Consider the following 13,006-nt stretch of genomic DNA (forward strand, 5'->3'; position numbering starts at 1 on the left):
GCCCAGTCACTGGCCACTCACCGGGTGACTGAGGGTCATCGTGGCGGCCATTTTAACGTGGCCCGAGACTATCGCACCCATTGGAATTTGCAACAGTGAGCAAATGCAGCTCCTCTTATAATGTCGCTTTCGAGCAATGCCGGTGGGCAGCATGCCGCACCGGCCACAGGAACGCATCATGGCAAAACACGCAAAAGTGCTGATTCTCGGTTCTGGTCCCGCCGGCTATACCGCCGCGGTCTACGCGGCCCGCGCCAACCTGGAACCGGTGCTGATCACCGGCCTGGCACAGGGCGGCCAGCTGATGACCACCACGGACGTCGAGAACTGGCCGGGCGATGCCAAGGGCGTCCAGGGTCCCGAGCTGATGCAGCGCCTGCTGGAGCACGCCGAGGAATTCAAGACCGAAATCATCTTCGATCACATCCACACCGCCAAACTGGTCGATGAAAATGGTCAGCCAGCGCGCCCCTTCCGCCTGATCGGCGACGCCGGTGAATACACCTGCGATGCGCTGATCATCGCCACCGGCGCCTCGGCGCAGTACCTGGGCCTGCCGTCGGAGGAGTCCTTCATGGGCCGCGGCGTGTCGGCCTGCGCCACCTGCGACGGCTTCTTCTACAAGAACCAGGAAGTGGCCGTGGTCGGCGGCGGCAACACCGCCGTGGAAGAGGCGCTGTACCTGTCGCATATCGCCAGCAAGGTCACCGTGATCCACCGCCGCGACAGCTTCCGCGCCGAGCCGATCCTGGTCGACCGCCTGCTGCAGCGCGAAAAGGAAGGCCGCGTCGTGATCCGCTACGACAGCGTGCTGGACGAAGTGCTGGGCGATGAATCCGGCGTGACCGGCATCCGCGTGCGCGGCGCCAAGAGCGGCCAGGCCGAAGACCTGAAGCTGGCGGGCGTGTTCATCGCCATCGGCCACAAGCCCAATACCGACCTGTTCACCGGCCAGCTGGCCATGGAGAACGGCTACCTGGTGACCAAGTCCGGCCTGCAGGGCGATGCCACCGCCACCAGCGTGCCGGGCGTGTTCGCCGCCGGCGACGTGCAGGACCATGTCTACCGCCAGGCCATCACCAGCGCCGGCACCGGCTGCATGGCCGCGCTGGACGCCCAGCGCTTTGTCGAAGCCCTGAAGTAAGCAAAGCTCCCTCCGCCGGCCGGGCCGCCACGGCCCGCCGGCGCGCCTCCCGCGGCACCACCTGCCGCCCTCCTGCCGCCCCGCCAGTCGATATAATCTGCGCCGAGCCCCCGGAGATTTTCAATGACGCACGGCGCCCGCAAACCCGACCGACCGCCCCAACGCTTCGGCCTGAACGACCTTGCCAGGCTGCGCGACAACCTCAAGGCCGACACCGAGCGCCGCGAGGCCGAGCGCCTGGCCGCCGAGCAGGCAGCCCAGCGCGCCCGCGAGGAAGCCGACGTGTTCCGCGCCAGCGTGGGCCAGGTCAGCCAGCTGCGCGACCGCAACCGCGCCCCGCTGCCCGCCAGCAAGCCGGCCCCCGTGCCGGTGCAGTCGCGCCGCAACGACGAAGCGGTGCTGGCGGCTTCGCTGTCCGATGATTTCGACGTGGAAAGCCTGCTGGAAACCGACGAGACGCTGTCGTTCCGCCGGCCTGGCATCGGCATGGACGTGGTCCGCAAGCTGCGCCGCGGCGAATGGGTGCCGCAGGACAAAGTCGACCTGCACGGCCTGCGCAGCGACGAGGCGCGCGAGGCGCTGGCCGAGTTCCTGCGCCGCTCGGTGCGCAACGGCGTGCGCTGCGTGCGCGTGATCCACGGCAAGGGCCTGGGCTCGCCCGACAAGCTGCCGGTGCTCAAGGGCAAGGTGCGCAGCTGGCTGGTGCAGAAGGAAGAAGTGCTTGCCTTCGTGCAGGCGCGCGAGGCCGAAGGCGGCGCCGGCGCGCTGATGGTGCTGCTGCGCCAGCCGCGCACCTGACGCACGCGCCCGGATGCATCTCCCGCTTGAATTGCTGATGGGGCGGCTGCCCCTGATCCTCCACATCATGGAGGTGATCGGCGTGCTCGCCTTCGCGGTCTCGGGCGTGGTCGACGCGCGCAAGCAGCGCCTGGACGTGGTCGGCACCTTCGTGGTGGCCTTTGCCACCGCCTTTGGCGGCGGCACCGTGCGCGACGTGCTGCTGGACCGGCGCCCGTTCTACTGGGTCGACCACGAAGGCTATGTGCTGCTGATCTTCGCGATGTCGTTCGGCGCGTCGTTCGTGCTGCGGGTGGTCAGCCGCGTGGCCTCGGACCGGGCCATGATCGTGGCCGATGCCATCGGGCTGGGGCTGTTCTCGGTGACCGGCGCCTCGCTGGCGCTGGTGGCGCAGATGACGCCCACCGTGGCGGTGATGATGGGCATTATCTCGGCGGTGTTCGGCGGCGTGGTGCGCGACGTGCTGTGCAATGAGGTGCCGATGATCCTGCGCGACCGCTCGCCCTACGCCACCTGCTCCTTCATCGGCTGCTGGATCTATGTCGGCATGACCTGGCTGGCGGTGCAGCAGGAAGCAGCGCTGCTGACCGGGGCGCTGGCGATCATCGCCATGCGGCTGGTGTCGGTGCGCTACGAGTGGAAGCTGCCCAGCTGAGTCGCGCCCACCAATGAAAACGCCGCCCTGCAAGGCGGCGATTTTCTGTCCTGGCCGGTGGCTCAGACCGCGGCTTCGTCCTGCTCGCCGGTGCGGATACGGATCACGCGTTCGATTTCGGTGACGAAGATCTTGCCGTCGCCGATCTTGCCGGTGTGGGCGGCCTTGACGATGGCGTCCAGCACGGTGTCCAGCTGGTTCTCGGCCACCACCACTTCGATCTTGATCTTGGGCAGGAAGTCGACCACGTACTCGGCGCCACGGTAGAGCTCGGTATGCCCTTTCTGGCGGCCAAATCCCTTCACCTCGGTCACCGTCAGCCCGGTCACGCCGACGTCGGCCAGGGCTTCACGCACCTCGTCGAGCTTGAACGGTTTGATGATGGCGGTAATCTGCTTCATGACTGGCCCCTGTTTATCGTTTGTTCACGCGCCTGGCGGCGCATCGCCGCGGACGCGGCGCTCTCCGGCTGGCATTTTAACAGCCCTTGGCCGCTTGCATTTCCCCGAGCCCCGCCGCCGGCGCGCCCGCTGCGCTGGATAGCGCGCATGCGGGGAGGCTCCGGCCCTGTGGATAAACCTGTGGACAGCCCATGGAAAAGCTGTGCACAAACCGCCACCCCAGGCGCCGGGGCGGTGCCGGCCCTGGGTTCAGTCCGGCACTTTTTCCAGGTCCGCCAGCCACACCACCGACTCCGAATCGCTCGGTGCCCGCCAGTCGCCGCGCGGCGACAGCGACCCGCCCGAGCCCACCTTGGGCGCGTTGGGAATGCATGAGCGCTTGAACTGGCTGGTGCGGAAGAAGCGGTCCAGGAAGATCGCCAGGTTGCGCTTGATCTCCGGCAAGCCGTACTGGTTGCGCGCCACGTGCGGGCCGTTGGGCCAGGCGCCGTGCTCGCGGTCGCCCCAGGCATGCAGCGCCAGGAAGGCGATCTTGGACGGCGCAAAGCCGAAGCGCAGCGTGTAGTAAAGGTTGAAGTCCTGCAGTTCGTACGGGCCGATGGTGCTCTCGGTCTTCTGCTCCGGGCCGTGGTTGCTGTCGCCCGGGACCAGTTCGGGGCTGATGTCGGTATCGAGCACGGCCAGCAGCACGTCCGAGCCGCCCGCGCCTACCTGCCCGGTCTCGGCGACCCAGCGCACCAGGTGCGAGATCAGCGTCTTGGGCACGCTGGCGTTGACGTTGTAATGCGACATGTGGTCGCCCACGCCGTAGGTGCACCAGCCCAGCGCCAGTTCGCTCAGGTCGCCGGTGCCGATCACGATGGCGTGGTGAAAGTTGGCCAGCCGGAACAGGTGGTTGGTGCGCTCGCCCGCCTGCACGTTCTCGAAGGTCACGTCATAGACCTTCTCGCCCGCGGCGTACGGGTGCCCCAGGTCCTTGAGCATGGCCAGGCACGACGGGCGGATATCGATCTCGGTCGCGGTGCAGCCCACCACCTGCATCAGCTGGCGCGCCTGCAGCAGGGTGCGGTCGCTGGTGGCAAAGCCCGGCATGGTGTAGGCGAGGATATTGGCGCGCGGCAGCCCCAGGCGGTCCATCGCCTTGGCGCAGACCAGCAGCGCATGGGTCGAATCCAGCCCGCCCGACACGCCGATCACCACCTTGCTGATCTTGCTGGCCGACAGGCGCTGCACCAGTGCCTGCACCTGGATGTTGTAGACCTCCATGCAGCGTTCGTCGCGCTGGCGCGGATCGGCCGGCACGTACGGGAAGCGCGCCACCTTGCGCGCCAGCGGCAGCGACTTTTCCAGCGTCAGGTCGAGCGGGAAGCGCACCACGCGGAACTTGTCCACTTCTTCCTTGTGCCGCCGCACGGAGTGGCCGAAGGTCACCTGGTGCATGCGTTCGCGCGACAGCCGCTCGAGGTCGATATCGGCGCAGAGCAGGTGCGAGGTGTCGGCAAAGCGCTCGGATTCCGCCAGCAGCTCGCCGTTCTCGCAGATCAGCGCCTGGCCGTCCCAGGCCAGGTCGGTGGAGGACTCGCCCTTGCCGGCCGAGGTGTACAGATAGGCCGCCAGGCATCGCGCCGACTGCTGCGAAACCAGCTGGTGCCGGTAGCCCGCCTTGCCGACCACGATATTCGAGGCCGACAGGTTGACCAGCACCGTGGCCCCGGCCAGCGCCGCGAACGACGACGGCGGGATCGGGACCCACACGTCTTCGCAGATTTCCGCGTGGAAGCGGAAGTCGGGGATGTCTTCGATATCGAACAGCAGCCCGGCGCCGAACGGCACGTCCTGGCCCAGCAACTCGATGGCGTCGACCGCGGCATTGTCGGCGGCACTGAACTGGCGCGCCTCATAGAACTCCGAGTAGTTCGGCAGGTAGGTCTTGGGCACCACGCCCTGGATGCGCCCGCGCGCCATCACCACGGCGCAGTTGAACAACTGGTGCCCGACCCGCAGCGGCATGCCGACGATCAGCGCCGCCGGCAGCTTGCGCGAGGCCTCGACGATGGTGGCCAGCGCCGCCTCGCAGGCGTCCAGCAGCGCGCGCTGGTGGAACAGGTCGTCACAGGTATAGGCCGAGATCCCCAGTTCCGGGAACGCCACCAGCACGGCGCCCTTCTGGGCCGCCTGCGCCGCCAGGTCAATGGTCTGGCTGGCGTTGAAGGCCGGGTCCGCCACCCGGCAGACTGGCACGCCCACCGCGACACGCGCAAAGCCGTGGGAATACAGGTTGAAAAACAGGTTCTTCATGTCGGGCCTTGGTGTTGGGACCATGCGCTGACCATGCGGATATGCCGCAGCCAGCTGGTCGCCCCGGCATCCGTGGATGCCCGGAACAGCACTATTGACGAGGATGCTCCATTTTACGACGCTCGCCCCGCCCCTGCCGCGCAGCGCAGCAACGGCGCATCGTTTCCGGTAGACTCGCTCGATCCACCGACGCGAACTAGACGGAACTGGGGCAATGCAGTCTGAATCATGCGTACCCGGCGAGGGCAAGGGCCCGCGCCGGCCGGCACCGCACAAGCGCAAGGCGGCGGGCAATCCTGCGCAGGAATACCGTACCGGGATCGTCTCCGACCTGGGCGAGATCGATGCCGCCGCCTGGGACGCGCTGGTGGCGCGCCACGCCGACGCCACGCCCTTCCTCAAGCATGCCTTCCTGCACGCCCTGCACGCCAGCGGCAGCGCCTGCGCCGAGACCGGGTGGAATCCGCGCTACCTGACCTTATGGGCGCCGGCCACGGACGGCCACCCGGAGCGGCTGGCCGCGGCCATGCCGCTCTACGCCAAGGCGCATTCCTATGGCGAGTACGTGTTCGACTGGGCCTGGGCCGATGCCTATGCCCGCAACGGGCTCGAGTACTACCCCAAATGGCTGGCGGCGATTCCGTTCACGCCGGTGCGCGGCGCGCGGCTGCTGGCCGAAGACGCCGATGCGCGGCGCCTGCTGCTGCGGATGGCGCTGGCGCTGGTCGCCGAAAGCCAGATGTCGTCGCTGCACATCCTGTTCCCCGATGAGGCGGAAGCGGCCCTGATGCAGCAGGCCGGCATGCTGATGCGGCACGGCGTGCAGTTCCACTGGACCAACGACGGCTACGGCAGCTTTGACGACTTCCTCGCCACGCTGTCGCAGAAAAAGCGCAAGAACATCCGCGCCGAGCGCCGCCAGGTCGCGCAGGCCGGCATTACCTTCCGCCGGCTGCGCGGCACGCAGATCGACGACGACGCGTGGAAGTTCTTCAACCGGTGCTATCGCCAGACCTACCGCGAGCACCATTCCACGCCCTACCTGAACCTGGATTTCTTCCGGCGCATCGGCGCCGCGATGCCGCAGCACCTGCTGCTGGTGATCGCCGAGCGCGCCGGCCAGCCCATCGCCAGCTCACTGCTGGTCTATGACGACGCGCCCGAAGTCAGCACGCTCTACGGACGCTACTGGGGCGCGCTGGAGTACCACGCCTGCCTGCACTTCGAGACCGCGTACTACCAGCCGCTGGAATTCTGCATCGAGCAAGGCATCCGCACCTTCGAAGGCGGCGCCCAGGGCGAGCACAAGATGGCGCGCGGCTTCCTGCCGGTGGCCACGCGCTCGGCCCACTGGCTGGCGCATCCCGCCTTTGCCGATGCGGTGGAGCGCTTCCTCGAGCGCGAGCGCGAGGGCATCGACGCCTACCTGGATGAACTGGGCGAACGCAACCCGTTCGCCCGCGCCTGAGGACGCGGCGCGGCGCTCAGCGCCACATCCGCCGCAGCGTGTTGTCGCCCAGCATGTAATGGTGGAACAGCGACGCCATCGCGTGCAGCCCGATCACCAGGTAGAAGGCGGTGCCCAGGGTCTCGTGGATGTCCTTGACGGTGTCCTTCAGCGCCGGGTCGGCCGCGACCAGCGCGGGCACTTCTATCCCCAGCGACGGCAGCGCCAGCAGGTGGCCGTCGGCATTCAGCGCCAGCAGCCCCAGCAGCGGCTGGGCCAGGATGAACAGGTACAGCACCCAGTGCATGGCCTCGCCGGCCCGCTGCATCCAGCGGGGACCCGGCTCCGGCGCGGGTGCCCCGCGCACCAGGCGCCACAGCAGGCGCGGTACCGCCAGCACCAGCACCAGCGCGCCCGCCCATTCATGCACGGTCATGGCCAGCGCGCGCGGCGGCGTGCCCCTGGCGAAGCTGCCCTTCAGTTCGATGGCGGCATAGGCCAGCGCCACCAGCAGGAACACCGTCCAGTGCAGGCACACCGCCAGCCGGTCATAGCGGCGCGACGGCGACAGGACCTGCGGCAAGGCCCGGATCTCGGTGATGGGGTTCATGGGGACTCCTCTTGTCGGCACCCGCATAGCGTAACGCAAGGTACCTGCCCGGGTGCTGGCGTATATCAAGCGCGCACCAATAAAAAACCCCGCCGGAGCGGGGCTTCTTCAGCGGCGGTTCAGCTTACTTCTTGTAGTTGGCCACGCCGTCGGTGATTTCCTTGTGGGCTTCCTCGATGCCGGCCCAGCCTTCGACCTTGACCCACTTGCCGGCTTCCAGTGCCTTGTAGTGCTCAAAGAAGTGCTTGATCTGGTCCAGCATGTTCTGCGGCACATCCGACAGGCCCTTCATGTAGGCGGTGGCCGGCGACAGCTTGTCCAGCGGCACGGCGACCAGCTTGGCGTCCACGCCCGACTCGTCGGTCATTTTCAGCATGCCGAGTGCACGGCAGCGCACCACGGCGCCGGCCAGGATCGGGAACGGCGACAGCACCAGCACGTCCACCGGGTCGCCGTCGCCCGACAGCGTCTGCGGGATATAGCCGTAGTTGGCCGGATAACGCATGCCGGTGCCGATAAAGCGGTCGACGAACAGCAGGCCGGTTTCCTTGTCTGCCTCGTACTTCACCGGATCGCTCTGGGCCGAGATCTCGATGATGACGTTGAAATCGTTGGGGATGTCCTTGCCCGGGGACACGAGATTGAAGCTCATGCGGTTCTCCAGATGCCTGCGGTGTGTTGTTGGATGGCGGGCATTATAGCGGCTCATGCCTGACCGCACGCTGACAGGCGGGCCAGGCACGGCGCATTGCACGCTGGCCGGCGTCGGCGATAATGGCGCATTCTTCAGCCGTCACTGAATAGCGCAGCCGCCGTGCTGCCCTGCTGATGCACCCTGCTGCCCCGGAGTCACCCATGCACGCCCAGCATTTCGTCGCCAACCGCCTGATCGCGCCCGACAACGGCCTGCGCATCAAGGTGTTCGATCCTTCCAACGGCGAGCCGTTCGCCGAGATCGCGCGCGGCAACGCCACCGATATCAATGTCGCCGTCCATGCGGCGCGCCAGGCCGCCGAAGGCGCCTGGGGCCAGATGGCCCCGGCCGAGCGGGTGCGCCTGCTCAACCGCGTCGCCGTGGCGCTGATCGGCCACGAGGACGAACTGGCCGCGCTCGAGGCCCGCGACACCGGCAAGCCGCTGCGCCAGGCGCGCGCCGATGCCTGCGCGGTGGCGCGCTACTTCGAGTTCTACGCCGGCGCGGTCGACAAGCTGCACGGCCAGACCATTCCCTACAACCCCGCCTACACCGTGCTGACGGTGCGCGAGCCGCACGGGGTGACCGGCCACATCATCCCGTGGAACTACCCGCTGCAGATCTTCGGGCGCAGCGTGGGCGCGGCGCTGGCCGCCGGCAACGCCTGCGTGGTCAAGCCGGCCGAGGACGCCTGCCTGTCGCTGCTGCGCGTGGCCGAGATCGCCGCCGAGGCCGGCCTGCCCGAAGGTGCGCTCAACATCATCACCGGCTACGGCCATGAAGCCGGCGCCGCGCTGGCGCGCCACCCGGGCATCAACCATATCTCGTTCACCGGCTCGCCCCAGACCGGCAAGCTGGTGGCCCAGCTGGCAGCCGAGAACCACGTCCCGGTCACGCTGGAACTGGGCGGCAAGTCGCCGCAGGTCGTCTTTGCCGATGCCGACCTGGATGCGCTGGTGCCGGTGGTGGTCAACGGCATCGTGCAGAATGCCGGCCAGACCTGCTCGGCCGGCAGCCGCCTGCTGGTGGAGCGCCCGGTTTACAACATGCTGCTGGACCGGCTGGCATCGGTGTTCGAGTCGCTGCGCGTGGGCCCGTCCGAGCTGGACCTGGAGTGCGGCCCGCTGATCAGCCGCAAGCAGCAGCAGCGCGTGTGGGACTTCGTATCGGACGCGCAGCATGCCGGCGTGGCCGTGATGGCGCAGGGCCAGATCGTGGCCGAGGCGCCGGAGGCCGGCTACTATCAGGTGCCGATGCTGTTCCGCGACGTACCGCCGGCACACCGGCTGGCGCAGGAAGAAGTGTTCGGCCCGCTGCTGGCGGCCATGCCCTTCGACACCGAGGCCGAGGCCATCGCGCTGGCCAACGGCACGCCCTACGGGCTGGTCGCCGGGGTCTGGACCCGCGACGGCGGGCGCCAGCTGCGCCTGGCGCACAAGCTGCGCGCGGGCCAGGTCTTTATCAACAACTACGGTGCCGGCGGCGGCGTCGAGCTGCCATTCGGCGGCACCGGCCAGTCCGGCTATGGCCGCGAGAAGGGCTTCGAAGCCCTGTACGGATTCACCACACTGAAAACTATCGCCATTCGACATGGGTAACATCAATTTTCTGTCCGTCGCCTTTGCCATCTTCTTTTTCTGGATGGCCTGGCATGTCCGCAACAAGCGCGCCACCAACCCGTCCGGCATGCCGCGGCTGCAGGTCTTCAAGCGCAAGTGGGGCGACGTCGTGGGCGACCGCGTGCACTGGTGCCTGTATGTGGCGCTGCCCTTCCTGCTGGCGCTGATGATGGTCGCCAACGCGCTGCGCGGACGGGGGCCGTTCTCGCATTAGGCCCCCCGTGCAGCACTGATCAACAGAACATAATCACGACACCAGGAGACAAGCGATGAGACTGGCCGACAAGGTAGCGATCGTCACCGGCGGCGGTTCCGGATTCGGGGAAGGCATTGCCCACACCTTTGCGCGCGAAGGCGCCAACGTGGTGGTGGCCGACCTGCGCGAGGAGGCCGCCGAACGCGTCGCGGCCGCGATCCGCGACGCCGGCGGCCGCGCGCGCGCGGTGCGCGCCGACGTCTCGCGCGAAGCCGACACCGAGGCCATGCGCGAAGCCGCGCTGGCCACCTTCGGCGACGTGCATATCGTCGTCAACAACGCCGGCACCACCCATCGCAACAAGCCCATCCTCGACGTCACCGAGGAAGAGTTCGACCGCGTCTTCGCCGTCAACGTCAAGAGCATCTACTGGTCGGCACGCGCCTTTATCCCGCACTTCCGCCAGCGCGGCGGCGGCGTGTTCGTCAATATCGCCTCCACCGCCGGCATCCGGCCGCGCCCGGGCCTGGTCTGGTACAACGGCAGCAAGGGCGCGGTGATCACCGCCAGCAAGGCCATGGCCGCGGAGCTTGGCAAGGACAATATCCGCGTCAACTGCGTCAACCCGGTGATCGGCGCGACCGCCCTGCTGGAAGAGTTCATGGGCATGCCCGACACGCCCGAGAACCGCGCCAGGTTCCTCGCCACCATCCCGATGGGCCGCATGTCGACCCCGAAGGACGTGGCCAACGCCTGCCTGTACCTGGCCTCGGACGAAGCGGCCTTTATCACCGGCACGTGTATTGAAGTGGACGGCGGCCGCTGCGTCTGAGCCTGCGCCGCCCGCCTGCTTTCCTTCCTAGTCGTACGGTAGCTGTAAAAACGCGTCACACAGAAACGCCATTTCCTCAGGAGACAGCATGACAACGACCGCAGTGAACCCCGGCGTCAGCGGCGCCGCCTTTGAAGACGCCACCTACCGCAAGGTCAGCTGGCGCCTGGTGCCCTTCCTCTTGCTGTGCTACGTGGTGGCCTACCTGGACCGCGTCAACGTGGGCTTTGCCAAGCTGCAGATGCTCAACGACCTGAAGTTCAGCGAAACCATCTACGGCCTGGGCGCGGGCATCTTCTTCATCGGCTACTTCCTGTTTGAAGTGCCCAGCAACGTGATCCTGCACAAGGTCGGCGCGCGCATCTGGATCGCGCGCATCATGATCACCTGGGGCCTGATCTCGGCGGCGATGATGTTCGTCACCACGCCGACCATGTTCTATGTGCTGCGCTTCCTGCTGGGCATCGCCGAGGCGGGCTTCTTCCCCGGCATCATCCTGTACCTGACCTACTGGTATCCGGCCAACCGGCGCGGACGCACGACCACCTTCTTCATGACCGCGATCGCGCTGTCGGGCGTGATCGGCGGGCCGCTGTCCGGCTGGGTGATGCAGGGCTTCGACGGCCACAACGGCTGGTCCGGCTGGCAGTGGATGTTCCTGCTGGAGGGCATTCCGTCGATCCTGGTGGGACTGTGGGTGCTGGCCTACCTGGATGACCGCATTGCCCACGCCAAATGGCTGTCGGCGGAAGAGAAGGCGCTGCTCGAGCGCAATATCGCCAGCGAGGATGCGCACAAGGAAGACCCGCCGATCCGCACCGTGATGTCCAGCCCGCGCGTGTGGCTGATGAGCGCGATCTACTTTTGCTTTGTCATGGGCCTGTACGGCGTCAGCTTCTGGCTGCCGACCATCATCAAGCAGACCGGCGTCAAGGGCGCGCTCGATATCGGCCTGCTGACCGCCATCCCCTATGGCTGCGCGGTGATCGGCATGGTGCTGGTGGCCTACAGCGCCGACCGCTCCGGCGAGCGCCGCTGGCATATCGCGATTCCGGCGCTGGCCGGCTCGCTCGGCCTGCTGCTGTCGGTGCAATGGCACAACGACACCACGCTGGCAATGGTGGCGCTGACGCTGGCCACCATCGGCATCCTGACCACGCTGCCGCTGTTCTGGAGCCTGCCCACCGCATTCCTGGCCGGCACCGGCGCGGCTGCCGGCATCGCGCTGATCAACTCGCTGGGCAACCTCGCCGGCTTCCTCAGCCCGTATGCAGTGGGCTGGCTCAAGGACCTCACGCACAGCACCGATTCCGGCATGTACCTGCTGGCGGCGTGCCTGGTGCTGGGTGCTGCACTGACGCTGTCGGTTCCCAAGCGGCTGGTAAGCCAGCAGTGAAGTCGCTCGCACGCCGCCTGGCGGCAAGAAAGCGCCGTCGGCTGACGCGGATGTAGGACCAAACCCGGCAGTGTCGCCCACCCTTGGGTCCTAGGATGGAAAAGAGGCACCCGGAGTGATCCCGAGGGGGTCCTCCGGGGCATCTGATTCCGAAGCCTGCCCAAGGAGGCCACGATGCCGCAACTGCTCCCGTTTGCCCCTACCCGTTCGCTGGAGGTTGTCGAAGCGCGTGTGGCACGCCGCACCCGCGCGAAGCGGCTGGTCATCGCACTCGGCGCTGGCGTGGTCGCGCTGCTCGCCATCATGCCGGCTGCCAGTCATGCACAGGCGCCGGTGGTGGACGCCAACGCTGTGCCTGCCGCCCCGGCACCAGCTGCCCCGGGCAGCACGATGGCACCCACGCCGGGTGCCACGATGCCAGCCGCACCGCCGGCCGGCAGCATGCCTCCCGCCACACAGCCAGCGCCCGGCATGGCCGCGCCTGCTGCCGCAGCGCCGCCGCGCCCGCCGCTGACCGTCCCGCCCCCGCCGCCACCGCGCGACGCGATGGTGCAGCGTACCGCCGGCTCGGTGGCCTATATCTGCGGCGGCGTTGCCGAAGACGAGCAGGTCGCGCTGCAATCGCAGGCACGCAAGTACAACATGAGCCTGCTGTTCACGCAGGGCGCACGCGGCGAGTACCTGTCCGATGTCGACGTCAAGCTGACGCGCGGCGGCAGGGATGTCGCCAGCTTCGTCGCCGACGGCCCGCGCTGCCTGCTGAAGGCGCCGTCGGGCACGTACAACGTAAGCGCGACCTACCAGGGCCGGACCAGGACCGCGACGGTCAGCACCGGCAGCAAGAACGCGCAGATGCGCTGGTAGTCGACTGGAACGGCGCGGCCTGTGGAGAAGGAAAAAGGCTCCTGAGAAAGCC

General features: G+C 67.6%; 13 protein-coding genes. 9 read left to right on the forward strand and 4 right to left on the reverse strand.

The features are described 5' to 3' along the window. Positions 1-178 precede the first annotated feature (178 nt). From trxB to ACZ5MJ_RS14450, 3 genes are all read left to right on the forward strand, one after another. Entirely contained in the window at positions 179-1,144 is a 966-nt protein-coding gene (gene trxB, locus ACZ5MJ_RS14440; protein ID WP_464220192.1) for a thioredoxin-disulfide reductase, read from the forward strand. Positions 1,145-1,267: 123 nt separating this feature from the next. Next, entirely contained in the window at positions 1,268-1,942 is a 675-nt protein-coding gene (locus ACZ5MJ_RS14445) for a Smr/MutS family protein (RefSeq protein ID WP_464220194.1), read from the forward strand. Between the two features lie 13 nt (positions 1,943-1,955). Continuing rightward, on the forward strand, positions 1,956-2,597 hold the full coding sequence (locus ACZ5MJ_RS14450; RefSeq protein ID WP_464220196.1) for a trimeric intracellular cation channel family protein: 642 nt from the start codon (positions 1,956-1,958) through the stop codon (positions 2,595-2,597). 62 nt (positions 2,598-2,659) lie between these two features. On the opposite strand, the gene glnK is transcribed toward ACZ5MJ_RS14450, so the two are convergent. Together glnK and ACZ5MJ_RS14460 are read right to left on the reverse strand one after the other, a co-directional pair. Then, positions 2,660-2,998: a P-II family nitrogen regulator gene (gene glnK, locus ACZ5MJ_RS14455; RefSeq protein ID WP_006162803.1), complete on the reverse strand. Its 339-nt coding sequence runs from the start codon at positions 2,996-2,998 to the stop codon at positions 2,660-2,662. 249 nt (positions 2,999-3,247) lie between these two features. Then, positions 3,248-5,296 (reverse strand): NAD(+) synthase, encoded by a 2,049-nt coding sequence (locus ACZ5MJ_RS14460; protein ID WP_464220198.1) that lies wholly within the window; start codon positions 5,294-5,296, stop codon positions 3,248-3,250. Positions 5,297-5,510: 214 nt separating this feature from the next. Here ACZ5MJ_RS14460 and ACZ5MJ_RS14465 point away from each other — a divergent pair, with 214 nt between their 5' ends. Continuing rightward, positions 5,511-6,764, forward strand: coding sequence for a GNAT family N-acetyltransferase (locus ACZ5MJ_RS14465; protein ID WP_464220199.1), 1,254 nt, complete (start codon positions 5,511-5,513; stop codon positions 6,762-6,764). Positions 6,765-6,780: 16 nt separating this feature from the next. Here the strand turns inward: ACZ5MJ_RS14465 and ACZ5MJ_RS14470 are convergent, their stop codons facing one another. Beyond that, positions 6,781-7,353, reverse strand: a complete 573-nt coding sequence (locus ACZ5MJ_RS14470; RefSeq protein ID WP_464220201.1) for a cytochrome b — start codon at positions 7,351-7,353, stop codon at positions 6,781-6,783. A 124-nt stretch (positions 7,354-7,477) separates the two neighbouring features. After that, on the reverse strand, positions 7,478-8,005 hold the full coding sequence (ppa, locus tag ACZ5MJ_RS14475) for an inorganic diphosphatase (RefSeq protein WP_115214961.1): 528 nt from the start codon (positions 8,003-8,005) through the stop codon (positions 7,478-7,480). Between the two features lie 203 nt (positions 8,006-8,208). Between ppa and ACZ5MJ_RS14480 the strand changes: the two genes are divergently transcribed. The 5 genes from ACZ5MJ_RS14480 (at position 8,209) to ACZ5MJ_RS14500 (ending at position 12,954) form a co-directional block, all read left to right on the forward strand. Then, on the forward strand, positions 8,209-9,645 hold the full coding sequence (locus tag ACZ5MJ_RS14480) for an aldehyde dehydrogenase family protein (protein WP_432259441.1): 1,437 nt from the start codon (positions 8,209-8,211) through the stop codon (positions 9,643-9,645). Continuing rightward, positions 9,638-9,880 carry a hypothetical protein gene (locus ACZ5MJ_RS14485; RefSeq protein WP_010813008.1) on the forward strand — a complete coding sequence of 81 codons (243 nt, stop codon included), beginning with the start codon at positions 9,638-9,640 and terminating at the stop codon, positions 9,878-9,880. Before ACZ5MJ_RS14480 ends, ACZ5MJ_RS14485 begins: the two co-directional genes overlap by 8 nt. Positions 9,881-9,935: 55 nt before the next feature. Further along, positions 9,936-10,694 (forward strand): SDR family oxidoreductase, encoded by a 759-nt coding sequence (locus tag ACZ5MJ_RS14490; RefSeq protein ID WP_464220203.1) that lies wholly within the window; start codon positions 9,936-9,938, stop codon positions 10,692-10,694. 88 nt (positions 10,695-10,782) lie between these two features. After that, positions 10,783-12,090, forward strand: a complete 1,308-nt coding sequence (locus ACZ5MJ_RS14495; protein ID WP_464220204.1) for an MFS transporter — start codon at positions 10,783-10,785, stop codon at positions 12,088-12,090. A 441-nt stretch (positions 12,091-12,531) separates the two neighbouring features. Beyond that, on the forward strand, positions 12,532-12,954 hold the full coding sequence (locus ACZ5MJ_RS14500) for a hypothetical protein (protein WP_464223728.1): 423 nt from the start codon (positions 12,532-12,534) through the stop codon (positions 12,952-12,954). The last annotated feature ends 52 nt before the right edge of the window (positions 12,955-13,006 follow it).

This window comes from Cupriavidus sp. LA-1 (assembly GCF_055385985.1).

Bases quoted from the DNA above. Each gene is read 5' to 3' on its own strand.
- ACZ5MJ_RS14460 (WP_464220198.1), bottom strand. From the start codon at position 5,296: ATGAAGAACCTGTTTTTCAACCTGTATTCCCACGGCTTTGCGCGTGTC.
- ACZ5MJ_RS14495 (WP_464220204.1), top strand. From the start codon at position 10,783: ATGACAACGACCGCAGTGAACCCCGGCGTCAGCGGCGCCGCCTTTGAA.
- ACZ5MJ_RS14465 (WP_464220199.1), top strand. From the start codon at position 5,511: ATGCAGTCTGAATCATGCGTACCCGGCGAGGGCAAGGGCCCGCGCCGG.
- glnK (WP_006162803.1), bottom strand. From the start codon at position 2,998: ATGAAGCAGATTACCGCCATCATCAAACCGTTCAAGCTCGACGAGGTG.
- ppa (WP_115214961.1), bottom strand. From the start codon at position 8,005: ATGAGCTTCAATCTCGTGTCCCCGGGCAAGGACATCCCCAACGATTTC.
- ACZ5MJ_RS14450 (WP_464220196.1), top strand. From the start codon at position 1,956: ATGCATCTCCCGCTTGAATTGCTGATGGGGCGGCTGCCCCTGATCCTC.
- ACZ5MJ_RS14490 (WP_464220203.1), top strand. From the start codon at position 9,936: ATGAGACTGGCCGACAAGGTAGCGATCGTCACCGGCGGCGGTTCCGGA.
- ACZ5MJ_RS14485 (WP_010813008.1), top strand. From the start codon at position 9,638: ATGGGTAACATCAATTTTCTGTCCGTCGCCTTTGCCATCTTCTTTTTC.
- ACZ5MJ_RS14445 (WP_464220194.1), top strand. From the start codon at position 1,268: ATGACGCACGGCGCCCGCAAACCCGACCGACCGCCCCAACGCTTCGGC.
- ACZ5MJ_RS14470 (WP_464220201.1), bottom strand. From the start codon at position 7,353: ATGAACCCCATCACCGAGATCCGGGCCTTGCCGCAGGTCCTGTCGCCG.
- ACZ5MJ_RS14500 (WP_464223728.1), top strand. From the start codon at position 12,532: ATGCCTCCCGCCACACAGCCAGCGCCCGGCATGGCCGCGCCTGCTGCC.
- ACZ5MJ_RS14480 (WP_432259441.1), top strand. From the start codon at position 8,209: ATGCACGCCCAGCATTTCGTCGCCAACCGCCTGATCGCGCCCGACAAC.
- trxB (WP_464220192.1), top strand. From the start codon at position 179: ATGGCAAAACACGCAAAAGTGCTGATTCTCGGTTCTGGTCCCGCCGGC.